Here is a 16,032-nt window from a genome sequence, read left to right as displayed (position 1 = left end):
AATGGAGGCAGCAAAGATGCAGGACGTCCTTACAATTGGTGACGCAATGATTACAATGAATCCGAAGCAGCGCGGGCCGATGCGCTTTACGACTGAGTTTGAACGTAAAATCGGCGGGGCCGAGCTGAACGTGGCCATTGGCTGCGCCCGCCTCGGGCTTCAGACTGGCATGATCAGCCGTCTTGGCCGCGATGAATTCGGCCGCCACATTTTCAATACTCTGCGCGGAGAGGGAATTGACGTTTCGGGAATAGCCCTGGAAGACAACTACGCTACTCCCGTAAATTTTAAAGAAACGACCGAAAATGGAAACGGACGTACGTTTTACTACCGTTTTCCGTCCCCGACGGAAGAAATAACGCTACAGCACATTAAAGAGCAGCTGAGCGGGCAGCCGAAGGTGTTTTATATTACCGGGGTGTTTGCTTCACTCCGCCCGGAAAACGTGGAAATGCTCCGGGAGGTCTTACGCTTTGCAAGAGAACAGGGAGTGCTTACAGCTATGGATCCAAACATCCGTCTGCGCCTTTGGAGCAGGGAGGAGGCCGGAGAGGCCATCCGCTCACTGCTTCCGTATGTGGATCTTATGCTGAGTGGAAGAGACGAAGCGGATATGCTGTTTGGCGTCCAGTCATTAGAAGAACACATCGCTTCTTTTCAATCGTACGGTATCGAACGTGTCATTATTAAAAATGGCAGTGAAGGAGCAGCGGGAAAAAGCGGAAGCGGTGAAACCGTGCATCAATCGGCGGAAAAAGTAGAAAAGGTGGCCGACACCGTAGGAGCAGGGGATGGCTTTAATGCGGGCTTTTTATACGGACTGCTGCAGGGATATCCACTTGAAAAAGCGTTGAAAATCGGCTCGGCAGCGGGAGCAAAAGTGGTGCAGGTAGCAGGCGATAATGAAGGACTGCCGCTTTTAGAGGAAGTGGAAGCAGTGCTTGGGAACGAAGAACGCCTGGAGCGTTAAAGGAGGAAGCGATGAAAATACAGCTGGCGCTGGACCGGTTGCCATGGAACGACTGCTTTAAGATCGTTCATCAAACCGAAGCATATATTGACTGGATTGAAATAGGAACGGGAGTTATTAAGGAATACGGCATGGACATCGTCCGGCAGATGAAGCAGGAGTATCCGGATAAAGTGCTGGTGGCAGATATGAAAACATGTGACGCCGCCAGGGCAGAAACAATCCAGGCCTTCGGGGCAGGTGCAGACGTAACGACGGTAATGGCTTTCGCGTCGGATGCTTCGATTCAGGCTGTGCTCGAGACCGCTGAAGAATACGGGAAAAAAGCTTTTGTGGATCTGCTGAATGTCCGGGAAAAACAACGCCTCAAGGAACTCGACAAGCTTGGCATCCGAAACGCTTCGCTGCATATAGGCAAAGACATGCAGCAGGAGGGGAGCGGCGATAGTGATTATTACAAGCTGCTGCAGGCATTCCCGCACTGGGAGGTGTCGGCGGCCGGGGGACTGCAGGCAGATACCCTTTATAAAATTAAGGATGCCCGTCCGGATGTCATTATTATCGGAGGCGCTATTACCAAAAGTGAAGACCCACGGCAGGCGGCCGAGCAAATACGATTGGAGGCAGATCGGCTATGAATACAGAACAAGTATTAAATACTATTTCCCGGGAAATAACAGAGGTTGTTGGCAGCGTGAACGCAGAAGAAGCAGAACAGGCTGCTGTAAGGATTAACCGGGCACCAAGAATTTTTGTAGCCGGTGAGGGGCGCTCCGGTCTCGTTGGAAAAATGTTTGCGATGCGTCTCATGCACAGTGGCTATAATGTGTTTGTCGTCGGGGAAACCATCACCCCTTCCGTGAGTGAGGGGGACTTACTTGTAGTGTTATCCGGATCTGGAAACACTCCGATTCTCGTTCACACGGCGGAACAGGCAAAAAAAAGCGGAGCAGAGCTTCTCGTCTGCTCCACCAACCGCGCGTCATCCCTCGGAAAGATTAGTAGTGCCTTTATTGAAATTCCGGCAGCAACAAAAAAACGGCTGGAGCACGAGCCGGAAACGATTCAGCCGCTGGGAAACCAATTCGACCAGAGCCTGCATTTAATACTGGACGGCCTGATTATTGCTGCTGTTCACGCAGGCGGTAACGCTGACTATGAACAGATGGCCAGGCGTCATTCCAACATGGAGTAGCACATACGCAACCGGTCCGGCCAAAAGCCGGACCGGTTGCTTTTTTTATGGCGCAGGCCGGTTTATTCGTCTGCCTGCTGATCATAGCGGCGTTTGTACTCCCAGAAGCCGGGCACCTCCGGCGGCTCGTACGTGAGTATTTTTTCAATGCATTTCAGACGGAGCTCCTGCTGAAGATCCTCACGCTCCTGATAGGACGTCTGGCGCAGGGCCTGCTGGATAAAAGGCTCGAATTTTTGAAGCTCTTCATACAGCGCTTCTTCACTCATGCGCTGGGTTTTTGTTGTGCGATTGTTAGTCATCATGCATCGCGACCTCCTTTTTTTGATGAAGAGCATGCCAGGCGTGTTACTTCCCGGCGCAGGTGCTCAATGCGTTGTTCAATCCGCAAAAGCAGATAGAATGTTACTACGATAGGAAAGCCGACATTGGCAAGCAGTTCGACGACAGCACTGGAATCAATAATATGCATTACCGTTCCTCCTATTTTCCGGCATAAAAACGAAGGGTCTTCAGTCCTTTCCGGTGGGCATTTGACACTGCCTGCCTGCTGATTTGAAGATGACTGGCAATGTCGGTATCCTTCCACCCGGAGCTGTATTTTTTAGAAAAAATCCACTGCTGGTACGGCGTCAGCGAACGAAACCCCAGCCAGATGGAATAATGGTGCAGCTCTTCCTCGAGGCTCTGTTCTTCGACCCGGCTGGAAAAATTCCCGGCTTCTTCAAACATCTCCTCCTGATCGGATAAAGGCGTCCGCTGCTGGCGCCGGCGATGATAGCGGTCATAGCGGACTGCGTCCCAGTGCAGGGTTTTTAACATATAGGAGCGCCAGATCACGTCCTGATAGAATCGTTTAAAGGACAAATCGACGGCTTTATAAGCCCAGGCCGTCTCTTCGTTCAGGGCCTGCTTTAATAATTGCTGGTGCACAGAATCCTCCAGAAATTCCCGAATAAGCCGGGTGCGCAGAAATGAATGATTCTTCTCCCGGAAGGTCTCCCACGTTTCTCTTTTTGAATCAGCGTATGATGAATGTGTCATAGATGCCTCCTCTCCTTACCCCTGTTGTTTATAAAAGACATCCAACAGATAAAAAGTAAACCATAAATACGAACGTTTGTTCTTATATTTTATACGAACGCTTTTCCCGTAAACAAGAAAATACTGAAATTAAAAAAATTTACAGGTTAAGTCCTGTTAAAAAAGACTCATTGGTGGCATAATGTGTTTACAAAAAGATTACTTAAAAACAGAAGAGGGAATATGAAAATATTAGATTTTTGTAACAGGAGGGGAAAAAGTGAATTTAACATCAGGGCCGTCAAGCAGATACACTTTCTCCATTGAAGAGATGGCTGAAGAAATCATGAGCGTGATTGCTGAGTCCCTTCACGTGGACTCTGTTTATATTGCAAAAAAAGAAGATACTTATATGGACGTGCTGAGTGCTTACAATAACCACGAAGAGGAGCTTGTATCCCCGGGAATGAAGGTGGAGCATGAAGCCTCGTTTTGCCAGTATGTACTGAAAAATGACGAACAGGAGTATTTTCATTTTTCCGATGCCGTGAATGATGAAGAAACGAAAGAGCTGCTGATGCCGAAAAATTTCGATATACATACCTTTCTGGGTGTGTATATCAAGAATCAGGAAGGCGGCCCGTTTGGCACGCTCTGCGTATTAAACCGCGAGCCTCGCGAATTTAAGAAGGAAGAAATTTCGTTGATGCAGACGTTCGGGAATTTATTAAGCTATTTGATACGTGTCGACCAGATGAATGAAAAAATAGGAGTCCTCGGGTATCCGATTGTGCCGATAGGCGAAGGAATTGCCGTGCTCCCGCTCGTCGGGGCGATGGATGAAAGCAGATCCAACCGTTTGATGGAAACGGTCCTGCAGGAAGTCTACGGCGGAAAATACGACTATTTTATGATCGATGTGTCAGGTGTTTCCGCATTTAACGAAACGTTTACAACGTATATTTCCCAGGTCATTCAGGCACTGAAGCTGATGGGCATCGATCCTATCCTGACCGGGGTGCGGCCGGACATGGCTGTTCAGGACATCCGCAAAGATATTCTCGGCGAAAATATTATGATCGAAAAAAGCCTGGAGACAGCGCTCAAATCTATTGGCTTCCGGCTGGTCAGAAACGAGTGAACAGCGGACGGCGGTCGATTTACATATCAAGTTGAAAGAAGGAACTGGTATGAGTACAAAAGCAGAACAGATGGATGAAAGAGTGGAAAATGAAAACAAGCTCACCGCTGCCTCGGTGGAGCGCATTGTTTCGGAGATTTTCGGGCTTTCGCTGCAGAGTATTGCAGCGGACCCGAAAGCGCCTGGTGCCCGGAGGTCGCATCCCGTTTTTGCCGCATGGACGGAACAGGAATGGGAGGCTGCCGGTAAGGAGGAGCTGCTCGATTATGCACTTTTGCATCTGCCGTCTGCTCCGTCGGGTGAAACGGTGCGGCAGGTTATTAATGACGTGTACCGCGTGAATCTCAGCGGTATTTCCGCTCTCGAAGCATCGACGTTTTCGCTCTTTTCCAAAGGAACATGGATCAAGCAGAACGAAAATGACCTGTTTGTGCTGAACACCGGGTCGACGGATACAGAGGTCACTGTCTCGGTAACAGAGCATTTTATCCGGCAGATGGGGGCCGGTGAGCTTCCAGCCGGGCTTTGCAGGGAGCTTGAAGCACTGGGGTTTGTTTATATCCCGGAGAAAAATCAGCTGAATTATTCGAGTTCGGACGGCCGTCCGGTCGACGATATATTTAAAAAGAAAACGATCGGGGCCCTTGAAAATGCAGGGCAGCAGATCGGAAAGTAAGCACCCTTTTATACGTAAAGGGTGCTTTTTTTATGGTAATTACGCCTGGAGGCGTAGAAAAGATAGACCCCGGGCTGCTCCCGGAATCCTGAGTACCGGCGTAAGATAGAAGTACAGGAAGGGGGAAACAAACATGTGGAAAAAAATCGGATTAGCAGCAGTAATTACAGTCGCAGCGATAGTCGTTCTGTCTAACCTCGGACCGCTGCTTTTGCTCGCGGCCGGAGTGGCGCTTGCGTATATCGTCTGGCGCCAGTTTCAGGAAAGCACATCCACCGCGGCGAAGGTTTTCTGGGTGATCGTGGGTATCACAGCCATACTGCTTGCGCTCACCAATATCTATGCAGTAATCGCGCTTCTCGGCTTGTATGCAATATACTGGAGCGTAAAAAAATGGAGCGGGGACGAGGTGGACATCGACCGTCGTTCAAAAACGAAAGACCCGTTTACAGGCTTTGAAGAAGAATGGAAAAAACTAAAGCGCAGATAAAAAGGAGGAATGATCTATGACAGGCATTTGGCAGCAGTTCAAGGAGGATGTCGAACACGAATGGGAGCGGTGGAACATGAAAAAAGAAACAGATAATCCGATCGCATCACTTAACCGCTATATTAAAGAAGCAGAGCGCGAGACGGAAAAGGTAAGCAGGCTTACTGAACGCCAGCGCCGACTGGTCGAAGAATTTCAGCACGAACAGGACGAAGCGGAACACATGCTTGATAAACGTAAACAGCAGGCCGCAGTGGTAAAGCACTATGAAGAGAATGAGCTGTACGATATCGCTGTCAGGGAAATTGAACAATACGGTGAGCGGGCGCTTAAGCTTGCTTCGATGAAAAAGGAAGCAGAAGAACAGCTGCAGACGCTTGAGAGGCGGCATCAGGAAATGGTGTACAAGCTCAAGGATATGCGTTTGAAACGGATGGAATGGATGGGCCGGGAAAATGTAGCCCGGGCCAATCACAATATCTCTAAGCTGTATCAGGAGAACGGCCGCGAGCCGGAAGCCCGTTTTAAGGAAGTGGAACAGTATTTAGAAGGTATGGAGCAGCGCCATCAAAGGGAGTACGAGCATTCCACCTTTGACGAACGGGTAGCGCATCTGGAAAAGCGGAAGACAGAGGCAGAGCAGGAAAAAGCGTGATAAAATAGAGACGCTGACTAAGGCGTCTCTATTTTTAACTTACATAAAACAGCAAAGGAGGGTTCCTATGTTTTCCCACATATCAACGAAGATGATCCAATTCGTGTTTTTTACGGGAATCCTCCTGTTCATACTGGAATTTTTTTCGGACGGAGCGGGTTTGCTGCCCATACTCTTTTTCTTCGCCCTGTTTATATTTATCGGAAAGCGGACGAAAAGGCGGACAATCTCGGCCATTTTCTGGTGGACCGGATGGATCGGCCTGGGTCTTACAGCGGTCACTCTCTGGGCCGTCCAGTTCTGGGTGATCGCCTTTTTTGTTCTACTGCTGCTGCAGATGCGCCGCTCGGGCCGGGAGCCCGTCGAAGAACAGGCAGAGGTGGAAGAACTGAGCGGTAGAGTTGAGAATTATGAACGGGACAAGCTGCTTGGCAACCGCCTGTGGGGGCGGGAGAAGGTTGGACGAAAGCCATTTCACTGGAAGGATATTAACGTGATCGGCGGCGTCGGTGATAAAATTGTTGATGCCACCAACACCGTGCTGCCGCAGCAGGCGGTGATTATCGTCCGCCACGGCCTCGGTTCAGTGACTGTCTACGTTCCGTACGAAGTGAACGTCATTATCCGTCACAGCACGCTATACGGGCGCGTACGCCTGTTTGGCAAAGAAGAAGCAAAGCGCTGGAACCAGACAGTTACCTATCACTCGCCAGCGGCGGACGAGGATGCCTCCACGCTTTACATTTTCACTTCGCTACTCAGTGGGGATCTGGAGGTGGAGCGGCGATGAACAGCTTTGTGAAAGCAGCCGGGTGGGGAATTGCCGCAGCCTTCCTTATAAGCGCCGCAGCCGTGATTCCGCTTTTGTTGCTGCTGCCCTTTGGCATGTGGGACGTACTGACGGGGCGTACTATGAGCGGACTGCCGTATGGATTTTTGCTCGTGGTTCTGATCGTTCTGCTTGGCACCGCGCTCGGATTTTTGGTGTTCCGGGCCTGGAACGCCCGCTGGCAGCAGCTGCAGGCTGTGCTGGAGCGGTTGGGCAGAGGAAGCTCTAAAACAATCTGGCCGGCAGAGGTGTACCGGGAAGTGGAAGAGCTGCGTACGGAGCTTGAAATGGTGGAGCGTCAGCTGCACGGACAGGCTGAACGGGGGCAGAAGCTGGCCACAGAACGGGCCGAAGACCGGGAGAAAAGCCTGCAGGAAGTTATTTCGCAGGAAAGAAACCGGATTGCCCGTGAGCTCCATGATTCGGTCAGCCAGCAGCTGTTTGCGGCCTCTATGATGATATCTGCGGTTAATGAACAGGCCGGCGCCGGGGAGGTCTCCCGGGAATGGCAGACCATTGAGCGGATGATCAACCAGTCCCAGCTCGAAATGCGGGCTCTGCTTCTTCATCTGCGGCCGGCTGCACTGAATAAGCAAACACTGCAGGAAGGAATTGCTCAGCTGCTGAACGATCTGACGACGAAGGTGCCGCTGCAGATTAAGCAGGTGATTGAGCCGTTTCCGATTGAAAAGGGAGTGGAGGACCAGCTGTTTCGGATCAGCCAGGAATCGATTTCCAACACGCTGCGCCACGCAAAGGCGACGGAGCTGAAGGTTTCTCTGCTGCAGCGGGAAGAATTTATTATTTTGCGTATCCAGGATAACGGTGTCGGCTTTTATATGGAGGAAGAAAAACCCGACAGCTACGGTTTAAGCACGATGAAGGAACGAACGGAGGAAATCGGCGGGCGCTTTCATCTGGTGAGCCTGCCGGGAGAAGGCAGCCGGATCGACGTAAAAGTGCCATGGCTGTCAAAGGGGGAAGAGGCATGATTACCATCCTGTTTGCAGACGACCATGAAATGGTGCGTATTGGGGTGACCTCGTATTTATCAACGCAGCCGGATATGGAAGTAACCGCTGAAGCCTCAAGCGGAAGGGAAGCGGTCAGGCTGGCGCTTGAACTCAGGCCGGATATTATTCTCATGGATCTTGTAATGGATGATATGAACGGCATTGAGGCGACAGCAAAAATTATGGAGGCGTGGCCGGAAGCCAAAATCATTATCGTCACAAGCTTTATCGATGACGAAAAGGTGTATCCGGCGCTTGAAGCGGGGGCGGTAAGCTATATTTTAAAAACCTCCCGGGCCGGGGAGATCGCAGCGGCCATCCGGAAAACGCACGACGGCCAGTCGATTCTCGAGCCGGAAGTAGCGGGAAAACTGATGGCGAACATGAAACGGCGGGACCGGAGGGAGCTGCACGAGGAACTGACCGCACGCGAGCTCGAGGTGCTGCGGCTGCTTGCGGATGGAAAGACCAATATCGAAATTGCCGAAGAGCTGTTTATTGCCCTGAAAACGGCAAAGGTACACGTGAGCAGTGTGCTCCATAAGCTCCAGGTGCAGGACCGGACCCAGGCAGTCGTTTATGCATACAAGCATCGCCTATTTTAAAAAGCTGCCCCCTGAGTAAAGGGAAGCAGCTTTTTTTGGTACGGAGGGCTATGCCCACCACATGTCGACCGGGCGTTCAGAGATATTTACGGAGTTTAGGTTTTGTACAGCCCGCTCGAAGCCTTCATCAAGCGACATGATTGGGTCTTCGTGCTCGATGCTGACTACATGGTCATAGCCGAACGTCCGGAGCGCACTGATCATGTCGCTCCATTCCTTCATGCCGTGGCCGAAGCCGACCGAACGGAAGCTCCAGGCCCGGGTCTGAACGCTGCTGTACGGCTGCATGTCAGTGAGGCCGTACATGTTGACGTTATCCTGGTCAATGTACGTGTCCTTAGCGTGAAAGTGGTGGATCGCTCCTTCTTTTCCGAGAATTTTGATCGCGGCGACCGGATCGATCCCCTGCCACCACATATGACTCGGGTCAAGGTTGGCGCCCACGGCATCATTGGTTGCCTCCCGCAGCTTCAATACCGTATACGGCGTATGAACCAGAAAGCCTCCGTGGGGCTCGATACCGACCTTGATGCCGTGTTCTTTAGCGTAGCTCCCGGCCTCCTTCCAATAGGGAATAAGCTTTTGCTCCCACTGCCAGTTGTAAATGTCCGAATACGCGCTCGGCCACGGCGCGACCGGCCAGTTTGGATGCTTAGCGCTCTCGTCGCTTCCGGCAACCCCGGAAAATGTATTGACGACAGGAATATTCAGGAGGCTCGCAAGCTGTACGGTTTTTTTGAATGTTTCGTCCGCCTCCTTCGCTTCAGCCGGATCCGGAGAAATTGGGTTGGCGTGGCAGCTGAGCGCGCTGACGGTTAAGCCCCGGGAGTCCAGGGCTTCCTGAAACTGTTTGCGTGCATTCTCGCTGTGTAAAAGCTCGTCCACATTTGCGTGGGCGCTGCCCGGGTTGCCGCCGGTGCCAAGCTCTACCGCCTGCACTCCGGCACGTTTCACCTTGTCGAGCATGTCTGTAAAAGCCAAATCAGCATAAAGAACAGTAAAAACGCCGATCTTCATTATTGAACACCTTCTTTTCCGATAGTAACAAACTGCCCGCGTTCGCTGGACGCAAGAGCCGCCAGAATAACGTCGAGGGCCTGCTTTCCGTCTGCAGCGGAGACCGGCACTCCAGTATCTGAGACGATGCTTTCAGTAAAGGCATCAATCACGCCGGAGCCTTCCTGGCCGCCGGCATCGTTTGTCTGAATGCCTCCCAGCTCGTAGCGGACCGTATGGCCGTTGGTATAATGGGCAGTCAGCGAATGGACCGGATCATCCTCAAGGCGGAGCGTCCCTTTTTCACCGTAAATGATTGTCGAGTTGTCTTCCTCGGGCACATACGCCCAACTGGCCGTGAGAGTTCCGATCAGGCCGCCCGCTGTTCTGAGCAGGCAGACGGCGTTGTCATCCACCGTGATATTTTCCTTTGCATTGTTTTCCACAAAAGCAGCCACCTGGGTTACCGGCTCATCGAGCAGAAACTGAATAAGGTCGGATTTGTGCACCCCAAGGTCTCCCATGGCACCAATAAAGGCTTCCTCCCTGCGGAAAAACCAGCTGTCCTTGCCGTCAATGCTCCACCCTTCAGGACCGCCGTGGCCAAACGTCGTCCGGAAGCTGAAGATTTTGCCGAGCTCGCCGCCCGCAATCAGCTCCCTTGCCTTCAAGTGCGAAGGAACGAAGCGCTGGTTGTGGGCAATCATTAGTTTTTTGCCGCTTCGCTTTTCGGCCTCCATCATTTCTTCAGCTTCCTGGGCGCTTGTTGCCATCGGCTTTTCACAGAGCACGTGCTTGCCGGCAAACAGGGCGTCGATGCTGATTTGGGCGTGCATATGGTTGGAGGTGCAGACGCTCACCGCCTCAATCGATTCGTCCTTTAACAATTCATGGTAATCGGTATAGGCCGAAGCCCCGAGACGGGAGGCCGTTTCTTCGGCGCGCTCCTGTACGAGGTCACAGACCGCCCGGATGGTGGTATGTGCATTTGCTTCATATTCTGGAATGTGGCGGTTTCTCGCAATGCTTCCGCACCCGATAACGCCGATATTTACTGTTTTCATGGGAGTCCACTCCTTTTTATATGTGGTTGATTATTCTTTTACTGACCCGCTCGTAAGTCCGGAAACTATCCGGCGCTGGAAAATCAGAACGAGAATGACAATCGGGATGGTGACGATGACGGTAGCGGCGGAAATGTCGCCCCACGGCACTGTGTATTCACTCTGGTAGAAGGAGATGCCGACCGGAATCGTGCGCCAGGCATCGGCGGTATTGATCGCCAGGGCGAAAAGATATTCATTCCAGGCTGCGACGAAAACGAGAATTGCCGTAGTAAAGATGCCCGGTGTGGCGAGCGGCAGAATGATCTGCCGGTACGTCTGAAATGGCGTAGCGCCGTCCAGCTTGGCCGATTCTTCGAGCTCCCACGGGATTTTTTGAAAAAAGGTGGCCAGAATCCAGATAGCTAGCGGCAGGCTGATGGTAATGTACGGGATAACAAGTCCGATATAGCTGTTGCGAAGTCCCGTGTCCGTCACAAAGTTAAAGATTGGCGACAAAATTGCAATTGGCGGAAACATCGATGATGCTAGGACGAGGCCTAAAATTAAAGTCTTGCCGCGGATGGGCAGCCGCGTAACCGCATAGGCCGTGAACGAAGCAATCAAGAGCGATAAAACCGTGGTCAGGCCGGAAACGACAAAGCTGTTGAGCATGTAACGAAAGAGCGGCCTCGTCGTAATCGCTGATGCGTACGACTCAAGAGTAGCATTGGATGTAAACCATGCAAACGATGTGAGCTCATTCTGGGGCTTCAGGGATGTTAAAAAGATCCAGATGAATGGAAACATAACGAGAAATACGAAGATAGCCAGGAAAATGTAAAAGCGGATACCGGCTTGGTTTTTAAGCATGTACAGTCACTCCTTCCACTTATTTTTTCGCTCTTTCCGGAAACAGGTCCGAACCAAGCAGCTTGACGAAGATAAAGCTGATGATGGCCACACAGACAAATACAATGACGGAAAGGGCAGAGCCGGCACCGAAGTTCTGCTGTTCAAACAGGGCCTTGTAGGCAAAGACGGAAATCGATTCCGTAGCGTTTGCCGGGCCGCCGCCGGTCAGTACATAAATCAGGTCAAACACGCGGAAGGCATCAAGGGTCCGGAAGAGCAGGGCCACGAGAATTGCTGACTTTAACAGCGGCAGGGTTACAAAGAAAAACTTCTGGACTCTGCCGGCCCCGTCCACTTCCGCTGCTTCATACTGCGTGTTTGGTATAGTCTGAAGCCCGGCAAGCAGGAGGAGAGCCATGTAAGGCGTCGTTTTCCAGACGTCGGCAAATATGATGGAAAACATGGAGCCGGACGCTGTCGTTAAAAGGGCGCCGGGGTCGGAAATTAATCCGATGGCAGCCATATAGTGGGCGACGATCCCGGACTGCCCGTCGAATAGATAGCTCCACATCATGGCAGCCACGGCTGTTGGAATAGCCCACGGCACGAGAACCGATGCCCGTACAATTCCGCGCCCCTTGAAGGTCCGGTTGATTAACAGGGCGACACCAAGGCCGATGATCAGCTCAGCACCGACAGAAACAATCGTAAAGAAGGTCGTATTCGTTAAAGCGGTCCAGGTCCGGCCATCCGACAGGTAATCCGTGTAATTCTGCAGGCCGACAAAGTTCGGGGACAGCACCGAGCCCTGCAGGTTTTCAAGCTGGGCGGCCAGATAGCCAATTTCCAGGGCGATGTCACCGTCAGCCTGCTGCTGCACGGAGTTGACGGCTTCAATTTGTTCATCCATTGCGGCTTCAAAATCACTGCCCCATGAGCCGTCGATCGACTGAATGCGCAGGTTATCGTCTGTGATCGGCTCGTAGTTATTCAGCATACTGTTGACTTCCTGATAGCTTGAAGCCATCCCCTCATCGTCCACGAGCTCTTCATGATGCTCCTGGACGACAGCCCAGGTTTCGTTAAACGTCTCTTCCCCTTCCGGATAAGCTTCGCTTAACTCGTTAACATTTTGTTCGACAAGGTACCGGTTATCGGCGTATTCTTCGAGATTCAGGCTTTCGCTCATAATACGCTCCGACTTGGTCGGGTCATTCAGCCGGTAGTCAAACAGGCTGTTCCAGCCGGAAAGCATAATGGGCCATATTACGACAAGAAGAATCAAAACGAGCGCCGGGGCGACCATTGCGTAGCCTAATTGTTTTTCGTTTAATTGAAATTTGCGTCCAGATTTTCCAGCCATGGGGCTTCCTCCTTTGAATCCGTATTATTCTTCATTCAAAACGGCGCTCAATTTGCGTTCCATGTTGGCAGCAGCTTCTTCAGCCGTAATTTCACCCGCTGCTGCACGCGAAAGCTCAATCTGCATGATATCCGAAACCTCCGGATAGTCCGCCGTCACTGGACGGGGAACTGCATTTTGAAGCGTTTCGACGAACGCATCATCCGCAAATAGAGCATTTGCCTCCTGGATGTCTTCATCGTCATATAACGACTCAATAGTAGGAGCCCGGCTGCCTTCGAGAGCGCCGATTTTCTGGCCCTGCTCACTGGACATAAATTTTACAAATTCCCACGAAGCCTCGACCTCTTCGGAATTTTTATTAATCATCGTCGTCCATCCGCCAAGTGCCGAGGCAGTGCCATCGCTTCCGGACGGAAGCGTAGTGAAGCCGACATTATCCGGGATGTTGGATATTTCCGGATCGGTCGAGGTGGATAGCAGATACGGCCAGTTCCTGGCAAAGACGGTGTTACCATTGATAAATGCGTTTTCCGTTTCTATTTCCTGGAAATTTAAAATATTATTAGGCACAAAGTCAGACTGGGTCACATCGATCATTTTTTGAATGCCTTCAATAGCCTCGGGGGAATTAACGACTACCTCCTGGTTTTCATTAATGATCTGGCCGCCATAGGCGCCAATGTATTCAATAGCGTTGGTGACAAGTCCTTCATACTGGGAAGCCTGCATCGCGTAGCCGAAGGACGTGCCTTCCTCGCCCTGAAGCTCTGCGGCCATCGTTTCAAGCTCTTCCCACGTTTCCGGTGGTTCGTCTACGATATCCTTCCGGTAAAACAGAAGACCGGCATCTGTGTAAGCTGGCATGGCAAACTGCCGGCCGTTATAGGAAGTGGATTCAATGGTGGCTGGAAAATGGGCGTCAATATCAACATTGTCCCTTTCAATCAGGCGGTCGAGCGGAAGCGCATAGCCGGCCTGGGCAAATTCTGCCGGCCAGACGACGTCAGCGGCAAACACATCGATTTCATCACTGCCGCTGCTTAAAATCGTGGCGTACTGGTTATGCTGTTCGCCTGTATCCGGCGGCATCTCCCGGACCTCCACATTGATATTTGGATGCTCTTCTTCAAATGCCTTGATCGTGGCATCTGTCGCGTTGGTCGTATCCACACCGCGGGCGTACGTAATCGTAACTTCGTCCTCAGCGGTGGGGGAGATGTCCGCAGTTGAACATCCGGCGAGCATTATAAACGCTCCTGTAACGGCTGCAGCTTTTTTCATGCCTATTCCTCCTTATGTGAAATCGATTTCAAAATATCCGAAACGTTTCGGATAGCAGGGAAAAGTAAAGAAAAATTACTTACTCCCCGGGGGACTGGTGGATTCCCGGACGGTCAGTGACGCAGGAATTACCAGACTGTCAGGTGTTTCTCTCCCTTCAATCTTATCAATAAGTAATTCGCAGGCTTTGCGGCCCAGCGTGTACCTGTCCTGATGGACGGTCGTAAGCGGTGGTGAAAAGTACTCCGCTAGCACCAGGTCGTCAAAGCCGATAATGGACAGATCCTGCGGAAGCACATATCCAAGCTGATGTGCTGCCCGCATGACGCCATGAGCCATCAGGTCACTTGCGCAAAAGACGGCCGTAATGTGCGGGTAGGCCTGAAGCAGCCCGAGCGCTTCCTGCTCTGCCATTTTTTCATCGAAGGCAGCCTCCCGTATGTATTCCTCACGGTAGGGCAGGCTGAACTCCCGGAGTGTTTCTTCGTAGCCTTTGCGGCGCTCCCTGGATACGTAGGCGTAATGATGGCCGTTCATAAATGCGATATGTTCATGACCGAGGCCGATCAAATGCACCAGCGCCTGACGTGCACCGTCTGCGTTGTCGGTGGTAACAAAGCTTGCGGTACCACTTTCCACCTGGTTGTCGATAAACACGCACGGCAGTCCGGTAGCCGCCAGCTCCTCAGTGGCGGAGTGATCATGGGGAAGGTTCTGGGTGATTACTCCTTCGAGCTGCCGCTCCCGGCACATTTGATAATACGTGCGGTCTCCGGCAGGACGGGATTGAAATACGATGAGGTCATAACCGTATTCGTTGGCGTATTCGTTTACGCCGGCCAGAATATCAAGTGTGAACGTATCCTTCGAATTGGAAGGAAAGGATTGGGAGGTTAAGAGCCCAATTGTCTTCGAACGATTCATAACGAGGCCGCGTGCAATATGATTTGGCGCATAGTCCAGCTGTTCAGCGACCTCCTGGATACGTTGACGCGTTTGTTCATTGACGTCGCTGTATCCATTTAGGGCTCTTGAAACAGTAGTGACCGAAACGCCGGCTGCTTTAGCGATATCTTTGATAGTATTCATGATCAGCCTCCGAAACGTTTTGGAAGAATGACTTCATTATAGAAAACGCTTTCATTTAACGCAACCCTAAATTGAAAATTTTTAAAAATTATCATAAAAAACAGTGCTTTTCTATGAATCATAAAAATTGATTAACGCCGTGCAACCTAGTAAACTAGCGGTAAATAAGCGATAAGAAGGAGTGGACAGTATGGAGCATGCTTCAGGCAACAAAAGGACCGTCCAACCTAATAAACAACAAATGCTGAATCGATTAAAGCGCATTGAAGGACAGGTGCGCGGCGTTCACGATATGGTGGAAAACGATCGCTACTGTGTGGATATTTTAAACCAGATTGCAGCTATTCAGTCGGCGACCAACAAAGTGTCGCTGGCATTAATGGAGGACCACACCTCACACTGCGTGGCAAATGCAATTAAAGACGGCGAGGGCGAAGAATCCATTGAAGAGCTGATGGCTGTTATGCGGCGGATGATGAAGTGATTTTTGACAATACCCCGCCGGTGTATTATACAATGAGGGTATAGAAAGGATGGTTGAAATGAAAAAAGAAACGATTCAGGTGGAAGGAATGAGCTGTGGTCACTGCGTCTCTGCGGTAGAAGGCGGCGTTGGCGAACTGCAGGGCGTTTCGAATGTAAAAGTAAACCTTGATACTGGAGCCGTAGATGTAGAATACGATCCTGACGTAACTTCACGAAAAGATATCGATGAAGCGATAGATGACCAGGGGTACGATGTTGTATCCGCGTAAATAATAAGAAGGAGCGGATCGTGACGGCACGGTCCGCTTTTTTACGCATT

The 16,032-nt window shown here is 51.2% G+C and carries 21 protein-coding genes; 12 read left to right on the top strand and 9 right to left on the bottom strand.

The features are described from left to right. Nucleotide 1 precedes the first annotated feature (1 nt). The 3 genes from Q0757_RS08935 to hxlB are packed head-to-tail and all read left to right on the top strand — an operon-like array spanning nt 2 to nt 2,165. Nucleotides 2-970: a sugar kinase gene (locus Q0757_RS08935; RefSeq protein WP_298786443.1), complete on the top strand. Its 969-nt coding sequence runs from the start codon at nt 2-4 to the stop codon at nt 968-970. Nucleotides 971-981: 11 nt separating this feature from the next. Further along, nucleotides 982-1,608: a 3-hexulose-6-phosphate synthase gene (hxlA, locus tag Q0757_RS08930; protein ID WP_298786441.1), complete on the top strand. Its 627-nt coding sequence runs from the start codon at nt 982-984 to the stop codon at nt 1,606-1,608. Further along, the gene (gene hxlB / locus Q0757_RS08925) at nt 1,605-2,165 is read left to right on the top strand and encodes a 6-phospho-3-hexuloisomerase (RefSeq protein ID WP_298786440.1); all 561 of its coding nucleotides are present in this window, start codon (nt 1,605-1,607) and stop codon (nt 2,163-2,165) included. Before hxlA ends, hxlB begins: the two co-directional genes overlap by 4 nt. Before the next feature lie 62 nt (nt 2,166-2,227). Here hxlB and Q0757_RS08920 read toward each other — a convergent pair whose 3' ends face one another. From Q0757_RS08920 to Q0757_RS08910, 3 genes are read right to left on the bottom strand one after another with little or no spacing between them, the layout of a single operon-like run. Further along, entirely contained in the window at nt 2,228-2,467 is a 240-nt protein-coding gene (locus Q0757_RS08920; protein WP_298787012.1) for a helix-turn-helix domain-containing protein, read from the bottom strand. Beyond that, on the bottom strand, nt 2,467-2,637 hold the full coding sequence (locus Q0757_RS08915; RefSeq protein WP_298786436.1) for a YvrJ family protein: 171 nt from the start codon (nt 2,635-2,637) through the stop codon (nt 2,467-2,469). The genes Q0757_RS08920 and Q0757_RS08915 overlap by 1 nt, the downstream gene beginning before the upstream one ends. A gap of 11 nt (nt 2,638-2,648) precedes the next feature. After that, complete coding sequence (locus Q0757_RS08910; protein ID WP_298786434.1) at nt 2,649-3,209, bottom strand: RNA polymerase sigma factor; 561 nt, start codon at nt 3,207-3,209, stop codon at nt 2,649-2,651. A 259-nt stretch (nt 3,210-3,468) separates the two neighbouring features. Here Q0757_RS08910 and Q0757_RS08905 point away from each other — a divergent pair, with 259 nt between their 5' ends. The 7 genes from Q0757_RS08905 to Q0757_RS08875 all read left to right on the top strand — a co-directional run bounded on the left by Q0757_RS08905 (nt 3,469) and on the right by Q0757_RS08875 (nt 8,597). Continuing rightward, nucleotides 3,469-4,329, top strand: a complete 861-nt coding sequence (locus tag Q0757_RS08905; protein WP_298786432.1) for a GAF domain-containing protein — start codon at nt 3,469-3,471, stop codon at nt 4,327-4,329. Next, the gene (locus Q0757_RS08900; RefSeq protein WP_298786430.1) at nt 4,301-5,005 is read left to right on the top strand and encodes a hypothetical protein; all 705 of its coding nucleotides are present in this window, start codon (nt 4,301-4,303) and stop codon (nt 5,003-5,005) included. Before Q0757_RS08905 ends, Q0757_RS08900 begins: the two co-directional genes overlap by 29 nt. A 133-nt stretch (nt 5,006-5,138) precedes the next feature. After that, a complete protein-coding gene (locus Q0757_RS08895) occupies nt 5,139-5,495 on the top strand; it encodes a flagellar basal body rod protein (protein WP_298786428.1) in 357 nt (118 codons plus the stop codon). A gap of 16 nt (nt 5,496-5,511) precedes the next feature. Next, nucleotides 5,512-6,150: a PspA/IM30 family protein gene (locus Q0757_RS08890; protein WP_298786426.1), complete on the top strand. Its 639-nt coding sequence runs from the start codon at nt 5,512-5,514 to the stop codon at nt 6,148-6,150. Nucleotides 6,151-6,217: 67 nt separating this feature from the next. Further along, a complete protein-coding gene (gene liaF / locus Q0757_RS08885) occupies nt 6,218-6,940 on the top strand; it encodes a cell wall-active antibiotics response protein LiaF (protein WP_298786424.1) in 723 nt (240 codons plus the stop codon). Then, complete coding sequence (locus tag Q0757_RS08880) at nt 6,937-7,971, top strand: sensor histidine kinase (protein ID WP_298786422.1); 1,035 nt, start codon at nt 6,937-6,939, stop codon at nt 7,969-7,971. The genes liaF and Q0757_RS08880 overlap by 4 nt, the downstream gene beginning before the upstream one ends. Then, nucleotides 7,968-8,597 carry a response regulator transcription factor gene (locus Q0757_RS08875; protein WP_298786420.1) on the top strand — a complete coding sequence of 210 codons (630 nt, stop codon included), beginning with the start codon at nt 7,968-7,970 and terminating at the stop codon, nt 8,595-8,597. Before Q0757_RS08880 ends, Q0757_RS08875 begins: the two co-directional genes overlap by 4 nt. 48 nt (nt 8,598-8,645) lie before the next feature. Here the strand turns inward: Q0757_RS08875 and Q0757_RS08870 are convergent, their stop codons facing one another. The 6 genes from Q0757_RS08870 to Q0757_RS08845 all read right to left on the bottom strand — a co-directional run bounded on the left by Q0757_RS08870 (nt 8,646) and on the right by Q0757_RS08845 (nt 15,227). Then, the gene (locus tag Q0757_RS08870) at nt 8,646-9,614 is read right to left on the bottom strand and encodes a sugar phosphate isomerase/epimerase (protein WP_298786418.1); all 969 of its coding nucleotides are present in this window, start codon (nt 9,612-9,614) and stop codon (nt 8,646-8,648) included. Further along, nucleotides 9,614-10,657, bottom strand: coding sequence for a Gfo/Idh/MocA family protein (locus tag Q0757_RS08865; protein WP_298786416.1), 1,044 nt, complete (start codon nt 10,655-10,657; stop codon nt 9,614-9,616). The genes Q0757_RS08870 and Q0757_RS08865 overlap by 1 nt, the downstream gene beginning before the upstream one ends. Nucleotides 10,658-10,687: 30 nt before the next feature. After that, nucleotides 10,688-11,509 carry a carbohydrate ABC transporter permease gene (locus tag Q0757_RS08860; protein WP_022793961.1) on the bottom strand — a complete coding sequence of 274 codons (822 nt, stop codon included), beginning with the start codon at nt 11,507-11,509 and terminating at the stop codon, nt 10,688-10,690. Between the two features lie 19 nt (nt 11,510-11,528). Beyond that, the gene (locus Q0757_RS08855) at nt 11,529-12,854 is read right to left on the bottom strand and encodes a carbohydrate ABC transporter permease (protein WP_298786413.1); all 1,326 of its coding nucleotides are present in this window, start codon (nt 12,852-12,854) and stop codon (nt 11,529-11,531) included. Nucleotides 12,855-12,878: 24 nt separating this feature from the next. Beyond that, nucleotides 12,879-14,138, bottom strand: coding sequence for an ABC transporter substrate-binding protein (locus Q0757_RS08850; RefSeq protein WP_298786410.1), 1,260 nt, complete (start codon nt 14,136-14,138; stop codon nt 12,879-12,881). A 75-nt stretch (nt 14,139-14,213) separates the two neighbouring features. Then, a complete protein-coding gene (locus Q0757_RS08845) occupies nt 14,214-15,227 on the bottom strand; it encodes a LacI family DNA-binding transcriptional regulator (RefSeq protein ID WP_298786408.1) in 1,014 nt (337 codons plus the stop codon). Between the two features lie 190 nt (nt 15,228-15,417). On the opposite strand from Q0757_RS08845, the gene Q0757_RS08840 reads away from it, so the two are divergent. Together Q0757_RS08840 and copZ are read left to right on the top strand one after the other, a co-directional pair. Then, nucleotides 15,418-15,711: a metal-sensitive transcriptional regulator gene (locus Q0757_RS08840; RefSeq protein ID WP_079474653.1), complete on the top strand. Its 294-nt coding sequence runs from the start codon at nt 15,418-15,420 to the stop codon at nt 15,709-15,711. 58 nt (nt 15,712-15,769) lie between these two features. After that, the gene (copZ, locus tag Q0757_RS08835; RefSeq protein WP_298786403.1) at nt 15,770-15,982 is read left to right on the top strand and encodes a copper chaperone CopZ; all 213 of its coding nucleotides are present in this window, start codon (nt 15,770-15,772) and stop codon (nt 15,980-15,982) included. The last annotated feature ends 50 nt before the right edge of the window (nt 15,983-16,032 follow it).

The sequence above is a fragment of the uncultured Marinococcus sp. genome (genome assembly GCF_947493875.1).
Lineage (GTDB): Bacteria > Bacillota > Bacilli > Bacillales > Marinococcaceae > Marinococcus.
Note: the sequence above shows the minus strand (reverse complement) of the source record. Positions and strands in the feature narration are given on the sequence as shown.